At 72.6% G+C, this 24,181-nt stretch carries 24 protein-coding genes; 12 read left to right on the top strand and 12 right to left on the bottom strand.

What is annotated here, in order from left to right; genetic code table 11:
- Positions 1-415 precede the first annotated feature (415 nt).
- Together OHT52_RS16435 and OHT52_RS16430 are read right to left on the bottom strand one after the other, a co-directional pair.
- Positions 416-787 carry a hypothetical protein gene (locus tag OHT52_RS16435; protein WP_328720930.1) on the bottom strand — a complete coding sequence of 124 codons (372 nt, stop codon included), beginning with the start codon at positions 785-787 and terminating at the stop codon, positions 416-418.
- 38 nt (positions 788-825) lie between these two features.
- Complete coding sequence (locus tag OHT52_RS16430; RefSeq protein ID WP_328720929.1) at positions 826-2,169, bottom strand: MDR family MFS transporter; 1,344 nt, start codon at positions 2,167-2,169, stop codon at positions 826-828.
- Between the two features lie 310 nt (positions 2,170-2,479).
- Between OHT52_RS16430 and OHT52_RS16425 the strand changes: the two genes are divergently transcribed.
- From OHT52_RS16425 to OHT52_RS16400, 6 genes are all read left to right on the top strand, one after another.
- On the top strand, positions 2,480-3,241 hold the full coding sequence (locus OHT52_RS16425) for a phosphoglyceromutase (protein ID WP_328720928.1): 762 nt from the start codon (positions 2,480-2,482) through the stop codon (positions 3,239-3,241).
- Between the two features lie 169 nt (positions 3,242-3,410).
- Positions 3,411-3,755: a hypothetical protein gene (locus OHT52_RS16420; RefSeq protein WP_328720926.1), complete on the top strand. Its 345-nt coding sequence runs from the start codon at positions 3,411-3,413 to the stop codon at positions 3,753-3,755.
- Positions 3,756-3,887: 132 nt separating this feature from the next.
- Positions 3,888-5,153, top strand: coding sequence for a glycosyltransferase (locus OHT52_RS16415; protein WP_328720924.1), 1,266 nt, complete (start codon positions 3,888-3,890; stop codon positions 5,151-5,153).
- Positions 5,150-6,055 (top strand): hypothetical protein, encoded by a 906-nt coding sequence (locus tag OHT52_RS16410; RefSeq protein WP_328720922.1) that lies wholly within the window; start codon positions 5,150-5,152, stop codon positions 6,053-6,055. The genes OHT52_RS16415 and OHT52_RS16410 overlap by 4 nt, the downstream gene beginning before the upstream one ends.
- A gap of 179 nt (positions 6,056-6,234) precedes the next feature.
- The gene (locus tag OHT52_RS16405; protein WP_328720920.1) at positions 6,235-6,483 is read left to right on the top strand and encodes a hypothetical protein; all 249 of its coding nucleotides are present in this window, start codon (positions 6,235-6,237) and stop codon (positions 6,481-6,483) included.
- Positions 6,480-6,722, top strand: coding sequence for a hypothetical protein (locus OHT52_RS16400; RefSeq protein WP_328720919.1), 243 nt, complete (start codon positions 6,480-6,482; stop codon positions 6,720-6,722). Before OHT52_RS16405 ends, OHT52_RS16400 begins: the two co-directional genes overlap by 4 nt.
- 100 nt (positions 6,723-6,822) lie before the next feature.
- On the opposite strand, the gene OHT52_RS16395 is transcribed toward OHT52_RS16400, so the two are convergent.
- The 4 genes from OHT52_RS16395 to mshA form a co-directional block, all read right to left on the bottom strand.
- Complete coding sequence (locus OHT52_RS16395) at positions 6,823-7,632, bottom strand: hypothetical protein (RefSeq protein ID WP_328720918.1); 810 nt, start codon at positions 7,630-7,632, stop codon at positions 6,823-6,825.
- Positions 7,633-8,109: 477 nt separating this feature from the next.
- A complete protein-coding gene (locus OHT52_RS16390) occupies positions 8,110-9,687 on the bottom strand; it encodes a hypothetical protein (protein WP_328720917.1) in 1,578 nt (525 codons plus the stop codon).
- Between the two features lie 194 nt (positions 9,688-9,881).
- Positions 9,882-10,394 (bottom strand): YbjN domain-containing protein, encoded by a 513-nt coding sequence (locus OHT52_RS16385; protein ID WP_328720915.1) that lies wholly within the window; start codon positions 10,392-10,394, stop codon positions 9,882-9,884.
- A gap of 94 nt (positions 10,395-10,488) precedes the next feature.
- Complete coding sequence (gene mshA / locus OHT52_RS16380) at positions 10,489-11,865, bottom strand: D-inositol-3-phosphate glycosyltransferase (RefSeq protein ID WP_328720913.1); 1,377 nt, start codon at positions 11,863-11,865, stop codon at positions 10,489-10,491.
- A gap of 389 nt (positions 11,866-12,254) precedes the next feature.
- Between mshA and OHT52_RS16375 the strand changes: the two genes are divergently transcribed.
- The 3 genes from OHT52_RS16375 to OHT52_RS16365 all read left to right on the top strand — a co-directional run bounded on the left by OHT52_RS16375 (position 12,255) and on the right by OHT52_RS16365 (position 16,221).
- Complete coding sequence (locus OHT52_RS16375; protein ID WP_328720911.1) at positions 12,255-13,037, top strand: class I SAM-dependent methyltransferase; 783 nt, start codon at positions 12,255-12,257, stop codon at positions 13,035-13,037.
- Positions 13,038-13,334: 297 nt separating this feature from the next.
- A complete protein-coding gene (locus tag OHT52_RS16370) occupies positions 13,335-14,393 on the top strand; it encodes a C40 family peptidase (RefSeq protein ID WP_328720909.1) in 1,059 nt (352 codons plus the stop codon).
- A gap of 343 nt (positions 14,394-14,736) precedes the next feature.
- Positions 14,737-16,221 carry a PP2C family protein-serine/threonine phosphatase gene (locus OHT52_RS16365; protein WP_328720907.1) on the top strand — a complete coding sequence of 495 codons (1,485 nt, stop codon included), beginning with the start codon at positions 14,737-14,739 and terminating at the stop codon, positions 16,219-16,221.
- Here OHT52_RS16365 and OHT52_RS16360 read toward each other — a convergent pair.
- From OHT52_RS16360 to OHT52_RS16350, 3 genes are all read right to left on the bottom strand, one after another.
- On the bottom strand, positions 16,203-16,538 hold the full coding sequence (locus tag OHT52_RS16360) for a DUF2516 family protein (protein WP_328720905.1): 336 nt from the start codon (positions 16,536-16,538) through the stop codon (positions 16,203-16,205). The genes OHT52_RS16365 and OHT52_RS16360 overlap by 19 nt on opposite strands.
- Positions 16,539-16,698: 160 nt before the next feature.
- Positions 16,699-17,361, bottom strand: coding sequence for a hypothetical protein (locus OHT52_RS16355; protein WP_328720903.1), 663 nt, complete (start codon positions 17,359-17,361; stop codon positions 16,699-16,701).
- A gap of 18 nt (positions 17,362-17,379) precedes the next feature.
- Positions 17,380-17,868: a helix-turn-helix domain-containing protein gene (locus OHT52_RS16350; protein ID WP_328720901.1), complete on the bottom strand. Its 489-nt coding sequence runs from the start codon at positions 17,866-17,868 to the stop codon at positions 17,380-17,382.
- A gap of 562 nt (positions 17,869-18,430) precedes the next feature.
- On the opposite strand from OHT52_RS16350, the gene OHT52_RS16345 reads away from it, so the two are divergent.
- The 3 genes from OHT52_RS16345 to OHT52_RS16335 all read left to right on the top strand — a co-directional run bounded on the left by OHT52_RS16345 (position 18,431) and on the right by OHT52_RS16335 (position 20,889).
- Positions 18,431-19,222, top strand: coding sequence for a hypothetical protein (locus OHT52_RS16345; protein ID WP_328720899.1), 792 nt, complete (start codon positions 18,431-18,433; stop codon positions 19,220-19,222).
- A gap of 149 nt (positions 19,223-19,371) precedes the next feature.
- On the top strand, positions 19,372-19,635 hold the full coding sequence (locus OHT52_RS16340; RefSeq protein WP_328720897.1) for a hypothetical protein: 264 nt from the start codon (positions 19,372-19,374) through the stop codon (positions 19,633-19,635).
- Between the two features lie 174 nt (positions 19,636-19,809).
- The gene (locus OHT52_RS16335; RefSeq protein ID WP_328720895.1) at positions 19,810-20,889 is read left to right on the top strand and encodes a MerR family transcriptional regulator; all 1,080 of its coding nucleotides are present in this window, start codon (positions 19,810-19,812) and stop codon (positions 20,887-20,889) included.
- A gap of 146 nt (positions 20,890-21,035) precedes the next feature.
- Here OHT52_RS16335 and rox read toward each other — a convergent pair whose 3' ends face one another.
- From rox to OHT52_RS16320, 3 genes are all read right to left on the bottom strand, one after another.
- A complete protein-coding gene (gene rox, locus OHT52_RS16330) occupies positions 21,036-22,463 on the bottom strand; it encodes a rifampin monooxygenase (RefSeq protein ID WP_328723763.1) in 1,428 nt (475 codons plus the stop codon).
- A 361-nt stretch (positions 22,464-22,824) separates the two neighbouring features.
- Positions 22,825-23,373 (bottom strand): hypothetical protein, encoded by a 549-nt coding sequence (locus tag OHT52_RS16325; RefSeq protein ID WP_328720893.1) that lies wholly within the window; start codon positions 23,371-23,373, stop codon positions 22,825-22,827.
- A 183-nt stretch (positions 23,374-23,556) separates the two neighbouring features.
- A complete protein-coding gene (locus tag OHT52_RS16320; protein ID WP_328720891.1) occupies positions 23,557-24,051 on the bottom strand; it encodes a MarR family winged helix-turn-helix transcriptional regulator in 495 nt (164 codons plus the stop codon).
- Positions 24,052-24,181 lie beyond the last annotated feature (130 nt).

The raw sequence follows: 24,181 nt of genomic DNA, 5'->3' as shown, positions 1-24,181 counted from the left end.
GTGCACCGGGGCACCCGGAATCTCTGCGCGTGTGCGCCGTTGATGCGCCCGCCCGGATGGGCATGCAATGGACGGGGGCCGGGTCAGATCCCGTACCCCCGTCGTGCGCACCGGGCGTACGACACCGGCGCGGCGGCCTTCACGCACCGGCCGGTGGTACGCGTTGAGGAGGACCTCATGGCACATGCGGCCGATTCCCCCCTGCCCGACCTCGAGCAGAAGACCCCGACCGAAGTGGTGCGCCTGACCGTACTCGGGGCCTGCGGCTGCGGCTCCGGCTGCGGCTGCGGCTGCCAGTCCGGTTCGCCCTGTCAGTGCGGCGGCTGACCGGCCCCGTCCGGAAGCGGAACGCCCACAGCGCGACGGCGGCCGCGCGGGGAGCCGCCGGGCTCCACCGGGCGGCCGCCGTCGTGCGTCAGGACACCGCCCTCGCGCGTCGGCCTCCGCGTGGCGGTCCCGCTGCCGGGAGGACGTCCCGGTGACTTCCGGTGCACACGTCCAGGTAGGTCACCCGCCAGGCCGCGCCCAGCTCCGCGGCCACCTGCCGGGCCAGCTCCTCACCGGTCCGGCAGAACGCCACCTCCGCTTCGACGGAAGGGAAGGCCGACGACGCGGGGTCGTCCATGACCAGAATCGCCTCGAACTCGTCGCTCCACGCCTCCAGCTTCCGCGCGAGCCCGGCCGTCAGGCCGAAGGCCGGGTCGTGCGGTGAGACGTTGTCGGGCACGTCCGGTATCCAGAGCGGGTGGCATCCGTAGTCGGCCATGACCCGCAGCAGCCGGGGCAAGGGCGCCGACCGTCGCGGCGAGGGCGCCGGGCCGCCGGTCACGAACGCTCCGGAGCGAACTCCGGGGCGCGCACCGGGGCCTGGGGAGCCTCTGCGGCCGTCGCCTCCACCAGCACGACCCGCTCTCCGCTCTCCACGACCCGCTCCCCCGGCCGCTCGTCCTCCGACAGGTTGCGCATCAGCAGCCAGTAGCCGAGGGCGGTCACCGTACCGAGCAGGGCGCAGGTCATCCACAGCCAGGACGCCCCCCACTGGTCGATCACGACGCCGGACATCAGCGGGGCGACCAGCGCCGCCACCGACCAGGACATCGAGTAGACCCCCTGGTAGCGACCCCGGCCGTGGGCGGGCGACAGCTTCACCACCAGTCCGGACTGGGTCGGGGCGTTGACGATCTCGCCCAGGGTCCAGACGCACACCGTCAGCGCGTACGCGGCGACCGAGCCGGCGAAGGCCGTCAGCCCGAAGCCGTATCCGGCGAAGAGGGTGGAGACGATGAGGAGTTGACGCGGGTCGCGCTGTTCGATGAACCGGGTGAGGGGGATCTGGAGGACGACGATCAGCAGGCCGTTCACGGCGATCGCGGTACCGAAGTCGGAGCTGGTGAGCCCGTCCGCGCCCATGGCCACCGGCAGGCCCACGTAACCCTGCTGGGTGATCAGGGCGACCAGGAACGACAGCCCGACCACCCCCATGAACCGCCCGTCCCGCAGCACGTCGATGAGCCGGACGCCCGCCGGCTTCGCGGTGCTGTGGCCCGGCGCGGACGCCCCCGGAGCATGTTCCGGCCGGGACTCCGGCACCTTGAGGAAGACGACGGCGGCACAGCACAGGGTCAGCGCCGCCTCCACGAGGAAGCCGATCCGGTAGCTGTACTCGGCGATGAACCCGGCACCGGTGGAGGAGACGGCGAAACCGAGGTTGATGGCCCAGTAGTTCAGCGAGAAGGCCCGTACCCGGTCCTTCGGCGCGACGATGTCCGCCATCATCGCCTGGACCGCCGGGCGCGAGGCGTTGCTCGCCATACCGACGACGAACGCGACGCCCGCGATGGCGACCGGGTTCTCCATGAACCCGAGCACCGCCACCGAGAGAGCCGTCGACACCTGCGCGATCAGCATGGTCGGCCGCCGCCCGAGCCGGTCGGCCATCACCCCGCCGGCGAGCGAGGAGATGACCCCGCCGAGGCCGTGCAGGGAGGCGACCAGACCCGCGTACGAGGCGGAATAGCCCCGGTCCAGGGTCAGGTAGAGCGCCATGAAGGTGGCGACGAACGCGCCGAGCCGGTTGACCAGCGTGCTGGTCCACAGCCACCAGAACTCCCGGGGCATCCCGGACACCGCGCCGCGCACGGCTCTTCGTGGACCGGCGACGGACGGCATGCGGGTACCCCCAGGGTGATGCGGACAGCGGACCGAACAACGACGAAGAGAGCTGCTGACCGGACGCGGGTCGGGTGTGCGGGACGAACGCCGCACGGACCGGCTCGGTAAGCGATAGGACGGCTGATCGAAACATTACGAAGGACCGCTTGACGGCCGCCACTCGTTTGACGGCTGCCGTCAATCGTCCGGCTCCGGCACCCCCACGACGGCGCCTCATGTGGGCTCCGCACCGCTCGCCTGTGTACCTGTTTGTCCGTCCAGTGGCCGGACGCGCGAAGGGGGTAGAGGTTCGATTACGCTCGGGCTCATGGCCGACGCGACGTACAAGCTGATCCTCCTCCGCCACGGCGAGAGCGAATGGAACGCGAAGAACCTGTTCACCGGTTGGGTGGACGTGAACCTCACCGAAAAGGGCGAGAAGGAAGCGGTGCGCGGCGGTGAGCTGCTCAAGGACGCCGGGTACCTCCCCGACGTCCTGCACACCTCCCTCCAGAAGCGCGCCATCCGCACGGCGCAGCTCGCGCTGGAGGCCGCCGACCGCCACTGGATCCCCGTCCACCGCTCCTGGCGGCTGAACGAGCGCCACTACGGTGCGCTCCAGGGCAAGGACAAGGCTCAGACCCTGGCCGAGTTCGGCGAGGAGCAGTTCATGCTGTGGCGCCGCTCCTACGACACCCCGCCGCCGGTCCTCGAGGACGGCACGGAGTTCTCGCAGAGCGACGACCCGCGTTACGCGACGATCCCCACCGAGCTGCGCCCGCGCACCGAGTGCCTCAAGGACGTCGTCGTCCGCATGCTGCCGTACTGGTACGACGGCATCGTCCCGGACCTGCTCGACGGCAAGACCGTCCTCGTGGCCGCCCACGGCAACAGCCTCCGCGGCCTGGTCAAGCACCTGGACGGCATCTCCGACGAGGAGATCTCGGGCCTCAACATCCCGACCGGCATCCCGCTCGTCTACGAGCTCGACGCCGACTTCAAGCCGGTCAAGCCGGGCGGCACGTACCTCGACCCGGACGCGGCCAAGGCCGCCATCGAGGCCGTGAAGAACCAGGGCAAGAAGAAGTAGATTCTGCGATCCGCCCCCGGTCCGCGCGTACGGCGCGGGGCGGGGGCGTTTTCGTGGCCGGGACCTGCCCCGCCGCACGCCACGGACGCAGGTCCGGGTACGCGGCAGGCCGCGATCGTCCCACCGGGTTCCGCCGGCCTCGCGGTGGGGCCGGGCGGGCGCCTCACGAGTGGAAGAGGTTCTCCCCCCTCGGGACCCGGCGAGGTCTCACCTCTTCTACGCACGACAGCGGGTCCGCAGGACCCGGACCCGGGACCAGTACGAGGCGCACGCGGCTCCCGGGAACTGTCGCACCACGCTCACCGCCGACGGGCCGACCACCACCGGCTCGTCCGGGGAGAGCGGCGGCACCACCGGCTGGAACATCTGTCCGTGGTGGTTCGAGACGCCCGACCTGTTCGTCCTCACGGGCAGCGCGGAGTACTGCTTCGTCGTGCCCGAGCGCGGCACGCATGCTCCCGAGGACCTGGTCCGGCCCCGCGCACTCTTCGCACCGCGCCTTCGGCGCGTCTGAGTTCCTGTCCGACGCCCTGAGGGCTGCCGGGGTCTTCCCGTGCCCGCGCGCGAAGGGCCACTCGGCGGCATTCGCCCCTCACGAAGGAGTAACGGCCGCAACTACCGGCCGCCCGGAGCTGTCTTGCCGTTCATGAAGATTTCGTTCCTCATCCACAACGCGTACGGGATCGGGGGGACCATCTCCACCACGTTCAACCTGGCCCACGCCCTGGCCGAACGGCACGAGGTGGAGATCGTCTCGGTCAACCGGCACCGGGACACGACCGCGTTCACGCTCGACCCGCGCATCCGGCTGCGCCCGCTGATCGACCTGCGGCAGGAGAAGGACCACCCGCTGTTCGGGCAGCCGTCGAAGGCGTTCCCGCGCGCGGAGTACCGGTACGGGCAGTACAACGCGCTGACGGACCAGCGGATCGCCGCGTTCCTGGCGGGGACGGACGCGGACGTCGCGATCGGTACGCGCGCCGGGCTCAACGTGCACCTCGCGCTCCAGGCCCCCGACCGCACCGTCCGGGTGGGGCAGGAGCACCTCACGGTGGAGAGCCACCCGCCCGCGCTGCGCCGCGTGCTGCGCCGGGCGTACCGGCGCCTGGACGGGCTGACCACCGTCACCGACGCGGACGCCGCCGCCTACCGGCGGACGATGCGGCTGCCGGGCGTACGCGTCGAGGCGCTGCCCAACAGCGTGCCGGACCCCTCGCTCCCTCCTGCGGACGGGAACGCGCGGGTGGTGGTCGCGGCGGGACGGCTGGTTCGGGTGAAGCGGTACGACCTGCTCATCGAGGCGTTCGCCAAGGTCGCCGCCGAGCGTCCCGACTGGCAGCTGCGCATCTACGGACGGGGCGAGGAACACGACCGGTTGCGGCGCCTGGTGGACGAACTCGCCCTGCACAACAACGTGTTCCTGATGGGCGCGGCCGCACCGATGGAGGCCGAGTGGGTCAAGGGCTCGATCGCCGCGGCGACTTCCAGCTTCGAGCCGTTCGGCATGACGATCGTCGAGGCGATGCGCTGCGGCCTCCCCGTGGTGAGCACCGACTGTCCGCACGGCCCCGCCGAGATCATCCGGCCCGGTGAGGACGGCCGACTGGTACCCGTCGGCGACCGGGACGCGCTGGCCGCCGCCCTGCTCGACCTCGTCCGCGACGACGGGCTCCGCCGCCGGATGGGCCGCACCGCGCTGGACAACTCCCGCCGGTACGCCCCGGGTCCGGTCGTCGCACGGGCCGAGGCCCTCTTCGAGGAGCTGACCGCGGCCCGGACCGCCGGGCGCCCCGCCGCGCCGGCCACGGGCGCGGCTCTCGCGCTGGGCCCGCGCGGGTACGCGGCCCGGGACACCCTGGACGCGGCGGCACGCACCCTGCTCAAGACCGTACGGAAGGCGAAGCGGCGATGACGAGGACGAAGGTTACGGAGGGCACCGTCCCGCCGCGGAACGCGCCCACCGCGCCCGGGGCCGGTGAACTCCCGCGCGCGGACTGCACGGTGGACCGGCACGGGCGGATGGAGGTGCGCTTCGGACTCCGTACGGCCGATGCGCCCCGGCTCCTGCTTCGGTTGCGCCCGCCGAAGGGGAAGCCGGAGTCGGTCACCCGGCTGTTCGACCTGAAGCCGGCGGGGCCGCCCGGCGAGCGGGACGACGCGGCAGGCCGGCGCTGGCGGGCCGTGCTCGAACCCGGACCGCCGCTGGCGGAAGGGCGGTGGGACCTCTTCGTGCTGCCCGCGCCGGACGCGGAGCGTACGCCCCTGCTGGCGGGCGTCCGCGACCTGCGGGCGCTGGTGGCCGGCCGCGATCCCGGGTCGACACCGCTGCCACTCGCGGTGCGGGTCCCGTTCGCCACGCCGGACGGGACCCTCGCCGTGCGGACCTGGCTGCGGACGGCGCACGCCGAGGCGGACCGCATCGAGGTGGGCGCCGACTCCACGACCGTACGGGCACGGCTGTTCGGCGTCGAACCGGGCGGGCGACCGGGCGCCGGTGCGGCCGCCCTGTTGCGCCTGCGGGGACGGGCCGGGGAGGTACGCGAGACCGAGCTGCACGCGGACGGGCCCGACGGCGTGCGTTTCACCTTCACCCAAGCCCAGTTGACGGACACACCCGAAGGCGGGCCGGGGGTCTGGGACGTACTGGTACGCACCCGTACGGGCGCGCGGCCGATCCGGGTGGGGCGGCTGCTGGACGATGTCGCCGACCGCAAGAAGGTGTTCGTGTATCCGTCCGTCACCCTCGGCGGATTGAAAGCCCTCACCTACTACACGCTGGACAACGAGCTGTCGGTGGAGGTCACGGCCGGCTGATCCGCCGCCCGCGCCCATGCCCCGTACCTCCGAAGGGGTGGACGCACCCGTGTACTTGGGTCCTCCAGCCACTACCGTGGGGGGGCGCCCGTCCTGGCGCCCCTCGCGCGGACGCGCGCCGGTTCCCGCCGACGGGACCGGCAACGCTCGTCGAGAGCAAGGAGATCGGGGAGAGCACCATGGGCGAGTCTCTGAAGACTTTGGTCGGTGGTACCGAGGTGGAGGTACCCAACAGCATCCCGGCCATCCGCGCCGCGCTCCCCGACGAGAGACGCGACGAGTTCGACCGTGCCGTCAACGAGGCGGGGGTGCACCAGATTCACGCGGTGATGCGGCACTGGATGCTGGAAGCCGTTCCCGATCCCGAGGCCGAACGCATCCTGGACCGGCTGGCCCGGGACGAGGCCGAGAGGCGGAGCGTGGCTTGAGTTTCCGTATCTCCTACGCCCCGCCGGCCGACGACACCCTGGCCAAGATGCGGGACCCGGACCCGTTCCGCGACGAGATGGCCCGCACCCTGGGACGGGCGCCGTACGGCCACGGCTCCACGGCCGTGAAGGACGAACGCGACCGCCGCGAGGCGACGGTGGCCGGTGCGATCGTCCTGTACTACGTATCCGGTTCGGTGCTCACCGTCACCGTCGTCCGACTGGTACCCCTGCCCTGACCCCGGCCGGAGGCGAGGACGACACCGCAAGCGCGGCCGGGCGGCCCGGTCGTGACGCCCGCGCGCGTCACGACCGGGCCGCCCCGTGTTCGACGTGACGTCAGGACAGCTTCTTGACCTGCGCGTCCACGACCGCGGTCGGCAGCTCCAGCTTGACGTCCGGGTCCATGATCGCGGCCATGTTGTAGGTGGTGAAGGTGGTCACCGTGGAGCCCTGACGGGCCACCACGAGGTTGAAGGGCATCTTCGTGCCGTCCTGCTCCGAGAGCATGGCCCACGCCACCGCCTCCTCGCCACCGGAGACCTTCGCCTCGGTGATCCCGGAGACCTTCTGCGCGTCGCCCTGCACGGTGGCGGTGAAGCCCGAGGCGCAGGCGGCAGCGGCCTTGCGAACGGCGGCGAGCACGTCGGCCGCGCCGCCGCCCTCGTACGAGGCCAGGTCGATCAGCGAGAAGTTCACGTCCATCGACGCGTCCAACGCCGCGTCGATGTCCTCGTCCGTCATGTCGCCGGAGGTGCCGGCGTCCGGCGCCTTCGACTCCGTCATCGCGGTGCGGGCGGTCGAGGCGACCGGCTTGCCCTGCGGCACCGCGAACAACGCGTGCGCGAACGGCAGGCACTCGGCCTTGTCGGAGGTGACGTCGGCGGCCTTGGTGATGTCCTCGGCGCCCGCCTTCGCGATCTTGTGGCCCGCGACATCGCCCTCCGCCAGCGCCACCTTCTCGAGCTCGGCAGCGGTCAGGGCCTCGACGTCGCTCTGGGCGGGCTCGGCGGACGCGGACTTCGACGTGTCCCCCGCCTTGCTCGTGCCGTCCGAGTCGTCGGAGGAACCGCCGCAGGCGGTGGCCAGCAGGACGAGGGAGGCTACGGAAGCGGCGAGGGCGGATCGGCGGACGAGGGCAGCGCGCATGGTTCATCTCTCCTATTTCGGGAGCAACAACCCTCGCTTTTACCGCTGGTGCCGCGACCGGCAATGTCTGCCACCAAAGGAGCGGTGTTCGGTGCGTGCGACCGCAGGGCCGCCGGACGTCCGTACAGCGGAGCTACCAGGGCCTTTGGCCAACACCGCGAGCGCGCGCGCCGAACACCGCGACGGGGCAGAACTTGCCGGTCGCGGCACCAGTACACACCGGTCACGGCAGGATCGTCGCAGTCGTCCACAGCCTATGGTCGAAAATTTGCTCGACCATGGTTTCCCTTCGCCGCCTCACGTGATTGTGATTCCACTGTGATCACTCCGTGAATTCACCGACCGTTTCGGGGCATTCATGCCGCACGCCCCCTCAGGGCCCGCGGGTCCCCCTCGTGGACGAGACCGGGGAAGTGCCCGCCGAGGGGGTCGCACCGCGGCCCGCCCCGGCAGCCGCCGGCCTCGTCTGCGAGCCGCTCAGAGGCCCGTGCCGTTCCCGGGCTCGGCCTCGTCCCCGCCACCGTGCTCCGGCTCGGGCTCCCGGGGCGTGACGTTGACGAAGGGGGCGAACCAGGCGGACGGCCGGAGGTCACCTATGCCCAGCCGCTGGTTGACCTCGTCCTCAGGGTCCTCCATGCCGTCCAGGCCGGCGTCGTAGAGCATCAGCACGTCGGTGTCCTGGAAGAACATCTCCGCGCACCCGTCGAAGTCGTGGTCGTCCCGGTGGGCCGGAGGGGCCGCGTCGCCGGGGAGACCGGTGGCCCCCCGTCCGTCCGGCACCACCCACGGTTCCGCGGCGGCCCGTGCGTCCTCGATCGCGAGGTGCAGGGCCAACTCCTCGGCGGTGCAGGTGGGCTCGGGCCACCAGCCGTTCTCCAGGTCGCTCGCGATGTCCTCGACCGCCCGCACGAACCGCCGTCGCCACGCCGCGCCAACACCGAAGGTCACCCTCGGCAGGCGGGTGAAGACCCCGCCTCCCTCGCCGAGACCTCCCGGCGCGAGCGGGCGGTCGCCGAGCGCCTCCGCATGGTCGAGAGCGTGGCCGGCCAGCAACCGCAGCGCCTCGTGGAGAGCCGCGGCGGTACGGGGCGTGAGCTGCCACTGACAACGCTCCTCACCGCACTCCGGGTCCGCGCAGTGCGGGGCGTCCACCTCGAACAGCGCGGCGAAGTCCGGCCGTTCCGCCTCCCGCGCGGGCTCCCCAACGCCCCCGAGCCGTCCGGGCGGTCCGGAGCCCCCGAGCCGTCCGGGCGGTCCGGCCCGCTGAGCCTCCGCACCCCGGAGCCACCCGGAGCCGAAGTCCGCCACCACCTCCTCCCGGCTCCAGCCCGCGACCTCGTCGCCCTCCTCCACGGCCAGCCGGTACGCCTGACTGCGGTCGGCGAGGGTGTCCGCTCCCGCCATCGCGCCCCCGCGCTCGGCGAGCCACAGGGCGGCGCCGATGAGGTCCTGCGGGTCGTGGGAGCCCAGCCGGTCGGCCGGCAGCGGTTCCCAGCCCTCGTCGGCGGCCGCGTCGAGCAGCGCCCCGGGGTCGTGGACGTGGAACTCCCGCAACAGCGCGATCCGGAAGACCGGGCCGGCGAGACCGGCGAGCCGGGCGCCCCTCGGGGCGCGCGGCGAGCGCCCGTCACCGTCCGCCTCCCGGCCGCGCGCTGACGGCGCACCCGGCGCCGAGGTCGCGGGCGGGGCCCCGGGCGGTGCCCCCGGTGGCACCTGCTCCCGCCGCTCCCACTCCGGCGCGCCGCCCTCGGACGACGGCCAGGCGCCCGCGAGGGCGCGGCCGGCCGCGGTGCGCAGCGCGTCCGCCGCGTCCTGCGGCAGCCGCTCGCACAGCTCTTCCAGCGGGCCGGTGTCCCACGCGTCGGCCGCGACGAACAGGGCCCGCTGGAGCAGGCGGGCGGCCCCGAGGGCGAGTTCGGGGCTGCGGCAGGCCAGGACGGCGTGCAGGGAGGAAGGACCCGCATCGTGGTCCACCAGCGCGAGGACCCGGCTCCCGCCCGGAGTGTGCTCGCAGTGGAAACCGCGCGGCGCGGCAGGGCGGGGCTGACTGTGCACGCGAGGCTCCGGGCAGGCGGGTTGCGGACGCACGAACATCTGCCCCATGGGCCGGAGATGACACGTCTTCCGCACCTGCGGATGGGCTCACCCGGGCCGCCCGGTCGGGTCGCGCCCGTACGCGGGTCGGCCCGTGCCCGACGCCGGGTCAGTCCCCGTCCGTACGCCGGGTCAGTCCGCGTCCGTACGCCGGGTCAGTCCGCGTCCGTACGCCGGGTCAGGTGCGCGAACGCGTCGAGGTTCCTGGTGGATTCGCCCCGCGAGACCCGCCAGGCGTACTCCTTGCGGATGGCGCTCGCGAAGCCCAGCTCCAGAAGGGTGTTGAACGCCCCGTCGGCCGCTTCGAGCACCGCGCCGAACAGCCGGTCCAGCTCGTCCGGGGTGACCACGCGGAGCGGCAGCTTGCCGACGAGGTAGATGTCGCCGAGCCGGTCCACCGCGTAGCTCACGCCGAAGAGGCGGAGGTTGCGTTCCAGCAGCCAGCGGTGGACGGCGGCGTCGTTCTCGTCGGGATGCCGGATGACGAAGGCGTTGAGGGAGAGGGAGTGCCTGCCCACCAGGAGCGAGCAGGTGGTGGAGAGCTTGCGGGTGCCGGGGAGCTTCACGACGTAGTTGCCGGGCTCCGGGCTCTCCCATTCCAGGCCGGCGTCGCCGAGGGTCTCCTCGATGATCCGCGCCACTGCCGCTTCGTCCGCTGCCTCAGCCATGCTGCGAGCGTACGACAGCGGGTACCCGCGCCCCCGTACCCCCTACCGGCCGGTACGCAACCGGCGTCCGGCCTCGGCTCCCGCGATGCGGCTCTCAGCCCTGGCGGGAACGGACCCGGCGGCGGTGGTCCTGGATCGCGCCGGTGTACACGTCGGCGGTCGCGGCGGCGGCGGTGCCCCAGCCGAAGGACTGCGCGTGCGCGGCTGCGGCGGCGCCCATCTGCCCGACGAGCTCCGGCGCGCGGACGAACCTTTCGAGCGCCAGCGCGTACGCCTCGGGTTCGTGCCCCGGGACCAGAAAGCCGCTGACGCCGTCCTGGACCGCCACCGGCAGGCCGCCCACGGCCGCCGCGACGACCGGCGTACCGACCGCCTGGGCCTCTATCGCGACCAGCCCGAAGGACTCGCTGTACGACGGCATGACCAGCACGGACGCGGCCCGGAACCAGTCGGCGAGCTGGTCCTGCCCGACCGGCGGCTGGAACCGGACGACGTCGGCGATGCCGAGCCGGGCCGCCAGCTTGTGCAGGACCTCCGGCTTGGCGAGGCCCGTACCGCTGGGGCCGCCCACCACCGGCACGAGGATGCGGGAGCGGAGCGACGGATCGCGCTCCAGGAGTACGGCCACGGCCCGCAGCAGCACGTCCGGCGCCTTCAAGGGCTGGATGCGCCCGGCGAAGAGCGGGATCAGCGCGTCCTGCGGCAGCCCGAGCCGGGCACGCGCGGCGGCCCGCCCGTCACCCGGGCGGAAACGTTCCAGGTTCACGCCGGGGTGCACGACGGCGACGCAGGCCGGGTCGGCGTCGTAGAAGCGGACGAGTTCGTCGGCCTCCTCGGCGGTGTTGGCGATGAGCCGGTCGGCCGCGTCGACGATCTGTGTCTCCCCGATGACCCGGGCGGCCGGTTCCGGGGTGTCGCCCTCCGCCAGAGCGGCGTTCTTGACCTTCGCCATGGTGTGCATGGCGTGGACCAGCGGGACGCCCCAGCGCTGCGCGGCCAGCCAGCCGACCTGGCCGGACAACCAGTAGTGGGAGTGCACGAGGTCGTAGTAACCGGGGCGGTGACCGGCCCACGCCTGCATCACACCGTGGGTGAAGGCGCAGAGCTGCGCGGGCAGGTCCTCCTTGCGGAGCCCTTCGTACGGCCCCGCGTCGACATGCCGGACCAGCACCCCGGGAGCCATCTCGACCACCGGGGGGAGGGAGCCGGTGGTGGCCCGGGTGAAGATCTCCACCTCGATGTTGATCGCGGCGAGACGCCTGGCCAGCTCCACGATGTAGACGTTCATGCCGCCGGCGTCACCTGTACCGGGCTGGTGGAGCGGCGAGGTGTGCACGGAGAGCATCGCGACTCTGCGCGGCCTGCGGTGCCCGCCGGTGAATCCGGCCGCCAGTCCGCTGCCACGCCCGCCCGGGAAACGCAGGCGCGGCGCCCCGCGACCGGTGCCGAAACGGGAGACGTCACGACTCACGTCGTCCGGACCTCCTCGCTCGGGGCACGCCGTGGAGGGGACGGTCATCCCCACGCAGACGCAACAGCGGTGCGCGCCCGATTCATTTCCCTCTTTGCCAAAACATTGCCTTGCCGTGTCAACCAATCGCCGTTCTCCGTTCCCCGTATGCCGCTCCACCGACTCCCGACGGCGATTTCCGGACCAAGAACGTGCGAGGACCCGGCGCGCCCCGGGGCCCGGGGTGCCCGTGCCGCCGACCAGTCGTCGCGCTCCGGCGCACACCTGCCCCGTACGCGCCCGCGCACGTCAGCCTCCACGCGCCCCACGCTCGGAGCCGCGCACACCCTCCGCGCCGGCCCCGCGGCCGCCCGTGCACCGCTCCCGCCGTGCCACGTACGCTCGACCGCATGCACCAGCGCCCCATCGGCACCGTGACCCGCGGGACCACCCACCCCAACCGTCTCCGTCGCATGGACCGCTGGATCGCCGCCACGCACGGCCCCGCGCTGCGGCGCGCGGGCTCCCCCGTCGCCGTGGACCTCGGTTACGGCGCGGCCCCCTGGACCGCCGTGGAACTCCTCGCCCGGCTGCGTACCGTCGCCCCGCACACCCGCGTGGTCGGCGTCGAGATCGACCCGGAGCGTGTCGCGGCGGCGCAGCCGTACGGCCGCGAGGGGCTCACCTTCCGGCACGGCGGCTTCGAGGTGCCGCTCGCCGAGCCGCCCGCCCTCATCAGGGCGGCGAACGTGCTGCGCCAGTACGACGAGGACCGGGTCGCCGCGGTCTGGGAGCGCCTGTGTGCGCGGCTCGCCCCGGACGGGCTGCTGGTCGAGGGCACCTGCGACGAGATCGGGCGCCGGCACGTGTGGGTGGCGCTCGGGCCGGAAGGTCCGCGCACGGTCACGTTCGCCGCGCGGCTCGGTTCGCTGGACCGGCCCTCGGACCTCGCCGAGCGCCTCCCCAAGGCGCTGATCCACCGGAACGTGCCCGGCGAGCCGGTGCACGCCTTCCTCCGCGACTTCGACCGCGCCTGGGCCACCGCCGCCCCGTACGCGCCCCTGGGCGCGCGCCAGCGCTGGATCGCCGCCGCGCGCGCGCTCGCGGCGGCCTGGCCGCTGCGCGACGACGTACGCCGCTGGCGCCAGGGCGAGCTCACGGTGTCCTGGGAGGCCCTGCGCCCGGGCGGCTGAGCCGGCGGACGGCCGCCACCGGACCGGGAGCGGACCGCCACCGGACCGGGAGCGGGCGCGGCGCGCGCGACCGGCGTGCCCCGCAGATGTGCGCGGGGCGTACGGAAGGGGACGCGCTCGGGATCAAGAGGGAAAGACGCGCCGACGCGCGTGGGTGTGACGCGCCCTTCCTCCCTTCCCCCTGTTGCTTTTCAGGACGCCATGGCACGATCGCGACGTTGCCAAAAAGTTACTGACAGTAAGTCATATGAGCGCTATCGGGCCTTTGCTCCAAGGTGCCGGAGGGGGAGTTCGTTCGTGAAACGACGTCACTGTGCCGCAGCCGCACTCACGGTGGTGTGCGCACTCGCCGTACTCTCCGCCCCCGTCCAGGCATGGGCCGCACCCGCGCCGATCCCCTCGGCCACCCCCTCCCCCGCCCCGAAGTCCCTTCCCGAGGTGCGCGCGGAGATCGACCTGCTCTACCGGAAGGCCGAGGCCGCGACCGACGCGTACAACCTCGCCGAGAAGCAGGTGACGAAGCAGACCGCCGAGCTGGACGACCTCGGGCGTGCCATCGACGAGGGCCGGCAGAAGATAGCCCGGCTGAAGAACCAGGCCGGCGCCCAGGCCCGGGAGCAGTACCGCAACGGCGGTCTGCCTCCGGGCACCCAGCTCGTCCTCAGCAGCGACCCCCGGCTCTTCCTGGACGGCCTCAACCAGCTGCGCCAGAGCCAGCAGGCCACCGACTCGGTACTGGCCGACCTGACCCGGGCCCAGGCGGACTTGGAGCTGTACACCGAGGACGCGCAGGTCAACTGGGACAAGCTGGAGGCCGGGCGCGTCGAGCAGGCCCGGGCGAAGAAGGAGATCAACGCCCGGATCGACGAGGCGGAGAAGCTCGAAGCGCGGCTGGAGAAGGAGGAGCGCACCCGCCTCCTCGAACTGGAGAAGCAGGCACAGGCCGCCGCCCAGTCCTCCTGGCTCAGCTCCGGCGCGCTCAAGGACATCAACCGCGAGGCGAGCCCCAGCGGCAAGGCCGCCGTGAAGTTCGCCCTCGCCCAGATCGGCAAGCCGTACGTCTGGGGAGCCGAGGGCCCCGGCTCGTACGACTGCTCCGGGCTGACGTCCCAGGCGTGGGCGGCGGCGAAGCGGCCGATACCCCGCACCTCGCAGGAGCAGTGGGCCCAGCTCACGCACATCGCCGTCGGGGACATGCGCCCCGGCGACCTGATCATCTACCACAGCGACGCCACCCACGTCGGGATGTACATCGGCGACGGCATGGTGGTCCACGCTCCGCGCCCCGGGCGAAACGTCACTCTGGCGGGGGCCGGCTCGATGGAGATCCTCGGCGTGGTGCGGCCGGACGCGTAGGGGGGCGCCGCCCCGATACGGAGCGCGCACCGCTGACGCGCGCCGGAGTCCGTACTACCGGTGCGCGCCGGGCGTGCGATCCGGCCCTTGCGCCGGTGTGTGACCCAGTCCCCACGCGCGTACGCGCCCGCGTGATGTTTGTCATGGCCCCCGCGCCCGCACCGGAGGGCGGCATCACGCCGGATCCGTGCAGGGACGCGGCTTATGACTGCGCATATGACTCCGGCGAGTCCCCGGGCGCCATTCCGCTCCCGGCCCACCGAACGCTATGGTCCCGGTCTGGCAGGTCGTCGATCGTCGTCCCGCCCGCGCCCTCGGGGGGAGGGAAGGAAACCCGGAACCGATGCCCGCACCCGTACCTCAGCAGCGTGCCGTACCCGCTGCGGAGACCACCAATGGAGCCGACCTCACCCTTTTGGTGATCCAGGACGACCCCACGGGCACCTTCTCCCTCCCGGACCTTCCCGCGGCGGCGGGCACCCGGGTCCGCGTCCGTACCGCCCGCAACCTCACCGAGGCCGGCCGGCTCCTCACCGACGACGTCGACTGCATCCTGCTCGACCTCTCGCTGCCCGGCGGCACCGGCGCACGCCCCACGGCGACCGGCGCCGCACCCACGACCACGCCCACGCCCGCCTCCCCGGCCGACGCGCCGACGGACGGCGGAGACGGCCCCGGGCGCGCCGACGAGCTGGCCGCGCTCCTGCACGTGCTGCGGATCGCGCCCCAGCACGCCGTACTCGCGCTCACCGCCGAGGACGACGCGGAGCTGGCGGCCGAGGCGGTACGCGTCGGGGCGCAGGACTACCTCTTCCGCGACGAGCTGGACGCCCGGCTGCTGAGCCGCGCCATCCGGTACGCCGTACAGCGCAAGCGCGCGGACATCGCCCAGCACCAGCTGACGGAGTCCCGGCTGCGCGCGCAGGAGAACGCCCGCCTGGAGCGCGGTCTGCTGCCCACCCCGCTGCTGGACGGTTCCGACCTCGGCTTCGCCGCGCGCTACCGCCCCGGCCGCAGCCGCGCGCTGCTGGGCGGCGACTTCTACGACACCGTCCGCACCCCGGACGGCACCGTCCACGCGATGATCGGCGACGTCTGCGGTCACGGCCCGGACGAAGCCGCCCTCGGTGTCGAGCTGCGCATAGCGTGGCGGGCCCTCACACTGGCCGGGCTCTGCGGGGACGAACTGCTCTCCACGCTCCAGCAGGTCCTGGAGCACGAGCGGGAGAGCGAGGAGATCTTCGCGACCCTCTGCACCGTGGACATCGCCCCGGACGGCCGTCGCGCCGGGCTCTGCCTCGCCGGGCACCCGGCACCGCTGATCTCCCGGGCGGGGCGCACCGCGCGCCTGCTGCCCTTCGACGACGGCGGTCCGGCGCTCGGCCTGCTGCCGCGCGCCCGGTGGCCGCGCCGCCAGGTCGAGCTGGGCGGCTCCTGGCAGCTGATGATGTACACGGACGGGCTCATCGAGGGCCGCATCGGGGAGGGCAACCAGCGCCTCGGCCAGGACGGCATGGTCGCCATGGTCGACGCGCACCTGACCGCGGGGCTCCGCGGCGAGGAACTGCTGGACGCCGCGGTCGCCCGGGTGCGGGAGCTGAACGGCGGCGAGCTCACCGACGACGTGGCCGTCCTGCTGCTCTCCCGCGACCGCGACAAGGACCGGGACCGTGCGCGCGACCGCGAGCGGGACCGGACACGCAAACGGGGCAGGCTCGCCGTGCGAACCCGCCCCGTGCCGTCGGCAGCCGTACCGGCTGCCTCCCCGTCCGTACCGCCCGTCGTACCGGCCGTACCTGTCGTGCCCGCTCAGCGCCCGCCGTTGTAGGGACCGTACGGCCCGTCGCTGCTGGACCCGCCGCGGCGGTTGCCGCCGCCGGAGACCGCCTTGATCGCGGGCCGCACGTCCACCAGGAAGACGATGGACGCGACCGTCGCCGCGAGGGTCAGGAAGAGCACCGGCACGAAGAGGTTCACGGCCACGGCCGCGGCGAGGAGGATCACCCAGAACTTCTTCGTCTTCTTGTCGGTCGCCCGGTAGGCGTCCTCACGCGCGACGGACGCGAAAACCAGCGCCAGCACGGCCAGGACGAGCATGAGCATGTAGAGCAGCCAGACGAATGTGTTGAATCCGCTGAGCAGCATGGAGGATGCACCGCCTCGTAGTGGGTGAGCGCCTTCCGGCACCTGTGGCCAACCGTACCGAAACGGCGTACGGGTCACGGGTCACGATGCCCGCTCCACGCCGGAGCACTCCCGGACCGGCGCCGGGAGGGCCCGGCGCGTTCCGGCCCGGCGCGATCCGCTACTTCGCGGGCGGCGTGGACTTCTTCGCCGTCGCCTTGCGCGGCGCGGGCGCCTGCTTCGCCGGTGCGGGCTTGGCGGCGGGAGCGGGCTTCACGGCGACCGGCTTCGTGGCGACCGGCGTGGTGGCGGCCGGGGCCGGCTTGGCCGCCGCCGGCTTCGCGGCGGACTTCGGCTCGGTGGCCTTCGCGGTGGTGGCCTTGGGGGTGGATTCCGACTCCACGACGGCGGCGATCTCGACGATCTCGTCGGCCGCCTCCCCGCGCCACGCCTTCACGCTCTGCTCGCCGCGCTCGGCGACCTTCTCGTACGCCTCACGGGCCCGGACCGCGTACTCGGCGGCCACGCCGATACCGCGCAGCGCCAGGTCCTGCGCCGTCTCGCCGAGCTTGCGCAGGTCCGTGTCGAACGAGCCGATCACCTCGGTGACCCTGGCCTGGACGCTGGCCTGCGCCTCCCGGGCCTGGGTGGACACCTTCTCCTGCACGGCCTTGGGGTCGGTGCTGCGGACCGCCTCGAACCGCTCGGGCGCCTCGGCCCGCAACTGCTCGATCAGCCCCGGCACCTTGCGCGCCTGCTCCACGGCGAACTCGGCCGTACCTGCGGCGAAGTAGAGGGGGGTGGGGTCGGTGAGGGTCTTGCGCAGGTCATCGGTGATGGCCATGACTGTGGTCCTCCCGGATCAGATTTCGTGGTGAGGGTCTGCGGCATCACTGCCACCGGACGTACGGGGTGCGCGGGCGTTCGTGGTGTCGTCGGTCTTGCCGGAGCCGTCGGCGTGACCGGTATCAGCATCGTTGTCAGCAGGAACGTCCGGATCGGGGACGAAACCGTTCTCCCGGCGGAACGAGTCGTAGATCTGGAGCAGCACGTTCTTCTGCCGCTCGTTGATCGACGGGTCGGCCGTGATGACCGCCCGCGTCTCCAGCTCGCCCCGCTCCCGCTCGTCCAGGATTCCGGCCCGTACGTACAGCGTCTCGGCCGAGATCCGCAGCGCCTTGGCGACCTGCTGGAGCACCTCCGCACTGGGCTTGCGCAGGCCGCGTTCGATCTGGCTGAGATACGGATTGGACACCCCGGCGGCATCCGCGAGCTGCCGCAGCGAGAGCTGCGCGCTACGGCGCTGCTCCCGGAGGTACTCGCCCAGGTTGCCGACGTTGAGTGATGCCATGGGTCGATGATGCGCCCACGCTGCTAACAATTGCAAGCGGTTGCTTGCAAAAGTGTGGCGCGTGTCGCGCGGCGGCGGGAGTGGCGGGACAACGACGCCGTGCTCCATCCCCCAACAACTAATCCACGTGACGTCGCACTGACACGGCGGCCCGGTGGGCCGGCCATGGCGCGATGCTCGTCCACGACCGAGGCACCGTATGCGGCCCGGATCTGGAGAACCGCCTGCCGTCGAGGGCGCGGTTCCGGCAACCGGCCCCGGACAACAGTCTCCTGGACGGGCCGGCGTTGACGGGCTACCACACGTCCTGTCCGTCGATGGACCAGGCGGGCACCACGGTGTTCTGGCGCGACGGCAGGCTCCTCGCCGTAGACGCGGACCCGACTCCGCACGACTTGTTCACGATGGATGACAGCCGCAACGTCCCAAGGCGCACCCTGCTGCTGAACGACGGCCGCGTCGTCACCTCGCTCGGCAGTGACGTGGTCGCCTTCCACACCCACCTGGAGCCTCTGGCCGAGGGGCCCTGGCCGTGCTTTCGAAACCGCCCTAACGTGCCTCCGTGCACATCCTCGACGACCCCGACCTGTCACCCCGCCTCCGGGCCCTGCTGACGCGGGCCGAGCGCGCCCCCGCGATGTCCGCCGAACAGATCCGAGACCTGGCCCGGACGCGAACTCCTTCGGGGAGCGAGGCGCCGGCGCCCAGCGCGGCCATCGAGGCCATGGTGCGGTTCGAGGAACGCTACGGGGGCCTGTGGTACCCGTTGCTCGGATCCAACGGAATGGAACACGGTCTGCGAGGCGAGCCCACCGTCCGCCCCGGCCCCCACGGCTGGTCCTTCGGCGGCATCCTCGACGGTGACGCGACATGGGCCCTGGACGTCCTCCTCGACGGTCGCACCGCCATGACGCTGGCCGGACGGCCCAGGCTCATCAACAGCGGCATCGCCCAGCGGCTGGAGGCCCACGCCCAGGTGGCCCGGGTCCGGTACTGGCCCCATGTGACCATGGGCTTCGCCGTCGGACCTGGCCGGACACCGACTGCGGCCGGGATCGGTTTCCCCCCTCTCGACGTCGAGGCGACAGGCCCGGCCGGCACCTGGTGGGGCGACGGGGAGAGCGCGGTCCACCTCGAACTCCACACGTGGTGGGGTTCGGAAGACCTCTGGATCGCGCGCTGCTTCGCCAGAGAGGCCGGACGCCTCGCGTCCATGGCCGAGTCGGTACGGCAGGGGGTGACCGGTGGCGCTTGGAGGGAGGAGCACTGGTGCATCTGGTGCTCCGACTCCCGGCGTTCGATGCAGCCTTGCCTCCCTGAATCGCCCACCGGGCTTCCGGCCGCCGACCACTGAATGCGCCCCCTCGCTAGACGCTCGTCGCGACTCTCGGTCTCAGCTGCCCTTCCTCGCGAGGGAAAGGCCCGTTCCGGCCGCCGGACGACGGCGCGGGCTCCCCGCGCAATCGCCTTGCCCACCCGCTACCGCCCCCGCATCATCTCCGGATGGACGACACACCGAGCCAACTCCCGGCATCCCCCGCCGCGTTGCGCGCCCCAGCAGACGAGGCGGGTTTCATCATGTCCAGCGAGGACCGCACCGGAAGCCTCCTGGCGACCCTCGCCGCCTCCCGTCCGGGCGGCCGAATCCTCGAACTCGGCACCGGGTTCGGGGAGGGAACCGCCTGGCTGCTCAGCGGCATGGACCGCGACGCCGGCCTGATCACCGTCGAGCTCGACCCCGGCCGTCCGGCCGTACGCACGGCCTGACGGCCGGGAGCCGGCGCTCGACCGGGCCGCCCGAGCCGGGGAGGCCGGGAAGCCGGACGGACCAGGAAGGCCGGGCGCGAGAGGCCCGGAACGGAACCTTGTTGACCTTCCCCCTGGGGCAGCCCACAGCATCGGTGGAGCCGGGCGACGGGCCCGGTACGAGGAGGAGCGAGCATGGGGTTGCTGACCATCGGGACGTTCGCGAAGGCGTCCCGGCTGTCGCCGAAGGCGTTGCGCCTCTACGACGAGCTGGGGCTGCTGCCCCCCGCCCGCGTCGATCCGGCATCCGGCTACCGGCTCTACGCGCCGGAGCAGCTGGAGCAGGCCCGGCTGGTCGCGTGGCTCCGGCGGCTGGGAATGCCCCTGGCCCGCATCCAGCGGGTGTGCGCGCTGGACGCGACCGCGGCGGCCCAGGAGATCCGCGCCTTCTGGGCGCAGGTCGAAGCGGACACGGCCGCGCGGCGGGACCTCGCCTCGTTCCTCGTCGATCACCTCTTGGGGAAGGACCCCGACATGCCCCCGATCGCCGAGCCCCTCACCATCCGTTACGCCGTCCTGTCCGACCGGGGCCAGGTCCGCGAAAGCAACCAGGACACCGCGTACGCCGGGCCCCGCCTGCTCGCCGTCGCCGACGGTTTCGGCAGCGAGGGAGCGCCCGCGAGCGCCGCCGCCGTCCAAGCGCTCAAGCTCCTGCGACCCGACGTCATCCCGGTCGGCGACCTCCTCAGCGTCCTGGGTGACGCCGTGGTACAGATCGGCAGGACCATCAACACTGGTGTGCAGCAGGGCGATTCGCCCGAAGAAGGAGGGACGACGCTCACCGCGATGCTCTGGACCGGCTCGCGACTGGCCCTCGTCCACATCGGCGACTCCCGCGTGTACCTCCTCCGGGACGGCGGGCTGTTCCAGATCACCCACGACCACACGGTGGTGCAGTCGATGCTCGACGAGGGAAGCATCAGCCCGGAGGAGGCCCTCTCCCACCCCCAACGATCCATGCTGGTACGCGCGTTGGGGGCGAGCGTCGACGCCTCCCCCGATGTGCGACTCCAGGACGTCCGTCGAGGAGACAGGTACCTGCTCTGCTCCGACGGGCTCTCCGCCGTGGTGGCGACCGAGGCGATCCACCAGGTGCTCTCGCACACCCGCCGCCCCGAGCAGGCGGTACGCGAACTCGTCGCCCTCGCCAACGGGTCGGGGGGTCCCGACAACGTCAGTTGCGTGGTCGCCGACATCGTCGAGTCCGGCCGGTAGGAGCCGGCGCGGCGGCGTGTCCTGCCACGTGCTGCTCGTCGCCGCCCTGCGCAACCCCACCATCCGACCCCGCCCCCGGCGCGCGGGCATCCTCTGAGCCCGCCCGCACCCGGCCCGTCCGCCCGCACCACGGCGCTCGCCCGCCCTCACCCCGTAGCGGCACCGAACCACCGGGCCAGTCGGCCGGCCAGCTCCCGCTGGTCCTCGCCGGCCCAGACCACGTGTCCGTCCGGGCGTACCAGCACGGCGGGCGCGTCCAGTTCGTCGCTGCCGTCGACGACGTGGTCCACGCGGTCCGCCCAGCCGTCCACGGAGACCCGGCCGGTCCGGTCGAGCAGCAGGCCGCGCCCTGCGTGCATCAGGCCGTATAGCCTTCCCTGCTTCAGGCCCACGTCACGCAGCCGCTTGCCGAGGAGGGGATGGCCCTCGCCGAGGTCGTAACGGACTCCGATCGCGGTGATCTTCTCGATGAGGCGGTGGTTCACCTCCTCGACGTCCATCAGCTCCGAGACCAGCCGACGCACCGCCCGGGGGCCCGGGTCGGTGGAGAGCAGCACCATCTGCGCGCGGGTGTTGTCGATCACCTCGGCGGCGACCGGGTGGCGTTCGGAGTGGTAGCTGTCCAACAGCCCCTCCGGCGCCCAGCCGTTGACCTCGGCGGCCAGCTTCCAGCCGAGGTTGAAGGCGTCCTGGATGCCGAGGTTGAGGCCCTGCCCGCCGGTCGGCGGGTGGATGTGCGCGGCGTCCCCGGCGAGCAGCACCCGCCCGGTCCGGTAGCGCTCGGCCAGGCGGGTCGCGTCGCCGAAGCGGGAGAGCCAACGCGGCGAGTGCGCACCGAAGTCGGTGCCCGCGAAGTGGCGCAGCCGCTGCCGGAACTCCTCCAGGGTCGGGCCCGCCGTACGGTCCTCGGCCACCCCCTCGGCGGGCACGATGGCGCGGAACACTCCACCGCCCAGTGGCATCAGCCCGAACCGGAGCTGCGTCTTGCGGACTTCGGCGACCACCCGGCCCACTTCTTCCGCCGACGCCTCCAACTCCATTTCGCCCAGCAGCGTTTCGACCCGGGCCGGCTCACCGGGGAAGCCGACTCCGAGCAGTCTGCGGACCGTGCTGCGGCCACCGTCGCAGCCGACGAGCCAACGCGAGCGCAGTCGGGTCCCGTCCGCGAGTTCCACGCCCACCCCCCGGTCGTCCTGGCTCAGCCCGACCACCTCGTGGCCCCGCCGGACGTCGGCTCCCAGCTCGTCGGCGTGCTCGAACAGCAGGCGTTCGGTGGTGGCCTGCGGAATGGCGAGTACGTACGAGTGAGCGGTGTCCAAGTGCTCGGGCCAGACCTTGCCGAGCCCGGCGAAGAACCCGCCGGACGTGACCTGCGTGCCGAGCCGGAGGAACCGTTCCAGCAGCCCGCGCTGGTCCATCACCTCGATGCTGCGCGCGTGCAGGCCCTGCGAGCGGGACTGCTGGGTGGGCTCGGTCTCCTTCTCCAGCACCACCACCCCGACGCCGTGCAGCCGCAGCTCGGCGGCCAGCATCAGTCCGGTCGGTCCACCGCCGACCACGATCACGTCCGCCACCATCACGTCCGCCTCGGTCACGTCCGCCTCGAACACGCCAGCTCCGATCTTGTCCGCCCCGATCACGTCCGCCATGAACTCGTCCGTCATGAACTCGTCCGTCATGAACACCCCGCTGAACGAAGAAAAACCACGCCGGTTCCCCGGCCGGACCACCGACGGACCGCGACGCGACGACGTGCGCCCCGAGCGGTGGAAGTGGCGATTCTGCGGTACACCGGGGGCCTTGCCGCAAGCCCCCCGGTGCGCTATATCTTGAGAGTGGCAGGGAGAGTCTTTTCTTCCTGCCTTCGCTGTTTCCGCAGGCGGGAAGCCGCACCCGATGCGTACACAGGCCGGAGGCTGAAGGGCCGAGCGGCCCTCAGCCGGCGGCGCCACCGCCGCGACCGACCCCGCGCACCCACGCCGCCAGCGCCGCGAAGTCCGCGTCCGTCAGGCCGAGTCGGGGGTCGACGCGGTACAGCAGCCCGAGCCCCTCGCAGCGATCGGCCGCCCAGCGCCGGTCGATGTCGGTGATCTCGTCGTCCACCCAGATGAAGGGGCGCCCGGTCGCCAGCTCCACGAGCGTGCGGGTCTTCCAGTGGAGACCGCCCCGCCCGTCCGCGTCGTCCACGTCCTCGGGCCAGTCCACGACCGGCAGCCGAGGCAGCCCGAGCCAGGGCGCGACGACGAGGTTCGCGTCCGCCATCCAGGTCGTCGCCCACACCAATTCGCAGCCCAGGGCCAGGAGTCGGGGCCCATACGCGGGGTTGATCCTGGCCAGCAGCGGGTTCCCGGCATCCTCCGTCCGCCCGGAGTGCGAGCAGTACGCCGGATACCCGCCAGGCAGCTGCTGCGGCGTCGCCCCGAAGGGGATGAGGGGGCCGTCCACGTCGAGGAAGAGCAGGGGGCGAAGCTCCGGAGCGTTCACGCCCGCACGATAACCGCCCGGGCCCTCCGACACGCGAAGGCGGGCACCCGGGCCCCTTGATGCGCGAGGGCCGAAACCCGCCGAGCGGCAGGACCGATACCGCCCGCCCGCGCCACCCGGCAGCGGGCGCCTTACGCCACCTTAAGCAGCCCTGAGCAACCCTTAAGCCGCCCTGAGCAACCCTTACGCAGCCTGACGGGCGCGGCGGGCCGGGCGAGGGCTGTCGACCGGCTCGGCCAGGGGCCCCTGTGCCAGCCGCTCCAGGGCCCGGACGAAGAGCGCCCGGTCCTCGTCGGCCAGCCCCTCCAGCGCCTCCGCGTGCACCCGGTCGACGATCCGACGGCTCCGGACGACCAGCTCCGCGCCCTTGTCCGTCACGGAGATGATCCGCGCCCGCCGGTCCAGCCGGGAGGGACGCCGCTCCGCGAGACCGGCGCTCTCCAGGGCGTCGACGGTCACCACCATGGTGGTCTTGTCCATGTCGCCGATCTCCGCGAGCTGCGCCTGGGTCCGCTCCTCCTCCAGGGCGTGCTCCAGGACGCAGTGCATGCGGGGGGTGAGACCCACCTCGTCGAGGGCCGCCGCCATCCGGGTCCGCAGGACGTGACTCGTGTGGTTGAGCAGGTACGAGAGGTCGAAGCCGGTGGGGGCGCTGGAGGCGGGCGGCGTTGAGGTCATGACTTCAGGCTAACAAGTCGATCCGTGACGGATGGTCCGAAAGAAGACGTTCTCCGCCCCGCCGGTCGGCGCCGCCGCCACCGCGGGCACCGATTCCTCGCGCCACCCGCCCCACCCGGGCGGCGCCACC

It is taken from the genome of Streptomyces sp. NBC_00247, assembly GCF_036188265.1.
Taxonomy (GTDB): Bacteria; Actinomycetota; Actinomycetes; order Streptomycetales; family Streptomycetaceae; genus Streptomyces.
Note: the sequence above shows the minus strand (reverse complement) of the source record. Positions and strands in the feature narration are given on the sequence as shown.

What these genes read in the sequence shown, in the direction of transcription:
- OHT52_RS16405 (WP_328720920.1), top strand. Translation starts at nt 6,235, where the DNA reads ATGGGCGAGTCTCTGAAGACTTTGGTCGGTGGTACCGAGGTGGAGGTA.
- OHT52_RS16340 (WP_328720897.1), top strand. Translation starts at nt 19,372, where the DNA reads ATGGACGACACACCGAGCCAACTCCCGGCATCCCCCGCCGCGTTGCGC.
- OHT52_RS16410 (WP_328720922.1), top strand. Translation starts at nt 5,150, where the DNA reads ATGACGAGGACGAAGGTTACGGAGGGCACCGTCCCGCCGCGGAACGCG.
- OHT52_RS16365 (WP_328720907.1), top strand. Translation starts at nt 14,737, where the DNA reads ATGCCCGCACCCGTACCTCAGCAGCGTGCCGTACCCGCTGCGGAGACC.
- OHT52_RS16395 (WP_328720918.1), bottom strand. Translation starts at nt 7,632, where the DNA reads ATGCGCGCTGCCCTCGTCCGCCGATCCGCCCTCGCCGCTTCCGTAGCC.
- OHT52_RS16425 (WP_328720928.1), top strand. Translation starts at nt 2,480, where the DNA reads ATGGCCGACGCGACGTACAAGCTGATCCTCCTCCGCCACGGCGAGAGC.
- OHT52_RS16360 (WP_328720905.1), bottom strand. Translation starts at nt 16,538, where the DNA reads ATGCTGCTCAGCGGATTCAACACATTCGTCTGGCTGCTCTACATGCTC.
- OHT52_RS16320 (WP_328720891.1), bottom strand. Translation starts at nt 24,051, where the DNA reads ATGACCTCAACGCCGCCCGCCTCCAGCGCCCCCACCGGCTTCGACCTC.
- OHT52_RS16350 (WP_328720901.1), bottom strand. Translation starts at nt 17,868, where the DNA reads ATGGCATCACTCAACGTCGGCAACCTGGGCGAGTACCTCCGGGAGCAG.
- OHT52_RS16375 (WP_328720911.1), top strand. Translation starts at nt 12,255, where the DNA reads ATGCACCAGCGCCCCATCGGCACCGTGACCCGCGGGACCACCCACCCC.
- OHT52_RS16415 (WP_328720924.1), top strand. Translation starts at nt 3,888, where the DNA reads ATGAAGATTTCGTTCCTCATCCACAACGCGTACGGGATCGGGGGGACC.
- OHT52_RS16430 (WP_328720929.1), bottom strand. Translation starts at nt 2,169, where the DNA reads ATGCCGTCCGTCGCCGGTCCACGAAGAGCCGTGCGCGGCGCGGTGTCC.
- OHT52_RS16335 (WP_328720895.1), top strand. Translation starts at nt 19,810, where the DNA reads ATGGGGTTGCTGACCATCGGGACGTTCGCGAAGGCGTCCCGGCTGTCG.
- OHT52_RS16355 (WP_328720903.1), bottom strand. Translation starts at nt 17,361, where the DNA reads ATGGCCATCACCGATGACCTGCGCAAGACCCTCACCGACCCCACCCCC.
- OHT52_RS16385 (WP_328720915.1), bottom strand. Translation starts at nt 10,394, where the DNA reads ATGGCTGAGGCAGCGGACGAAGCGGCAGTGGCGCGGATCATCGAGGAG.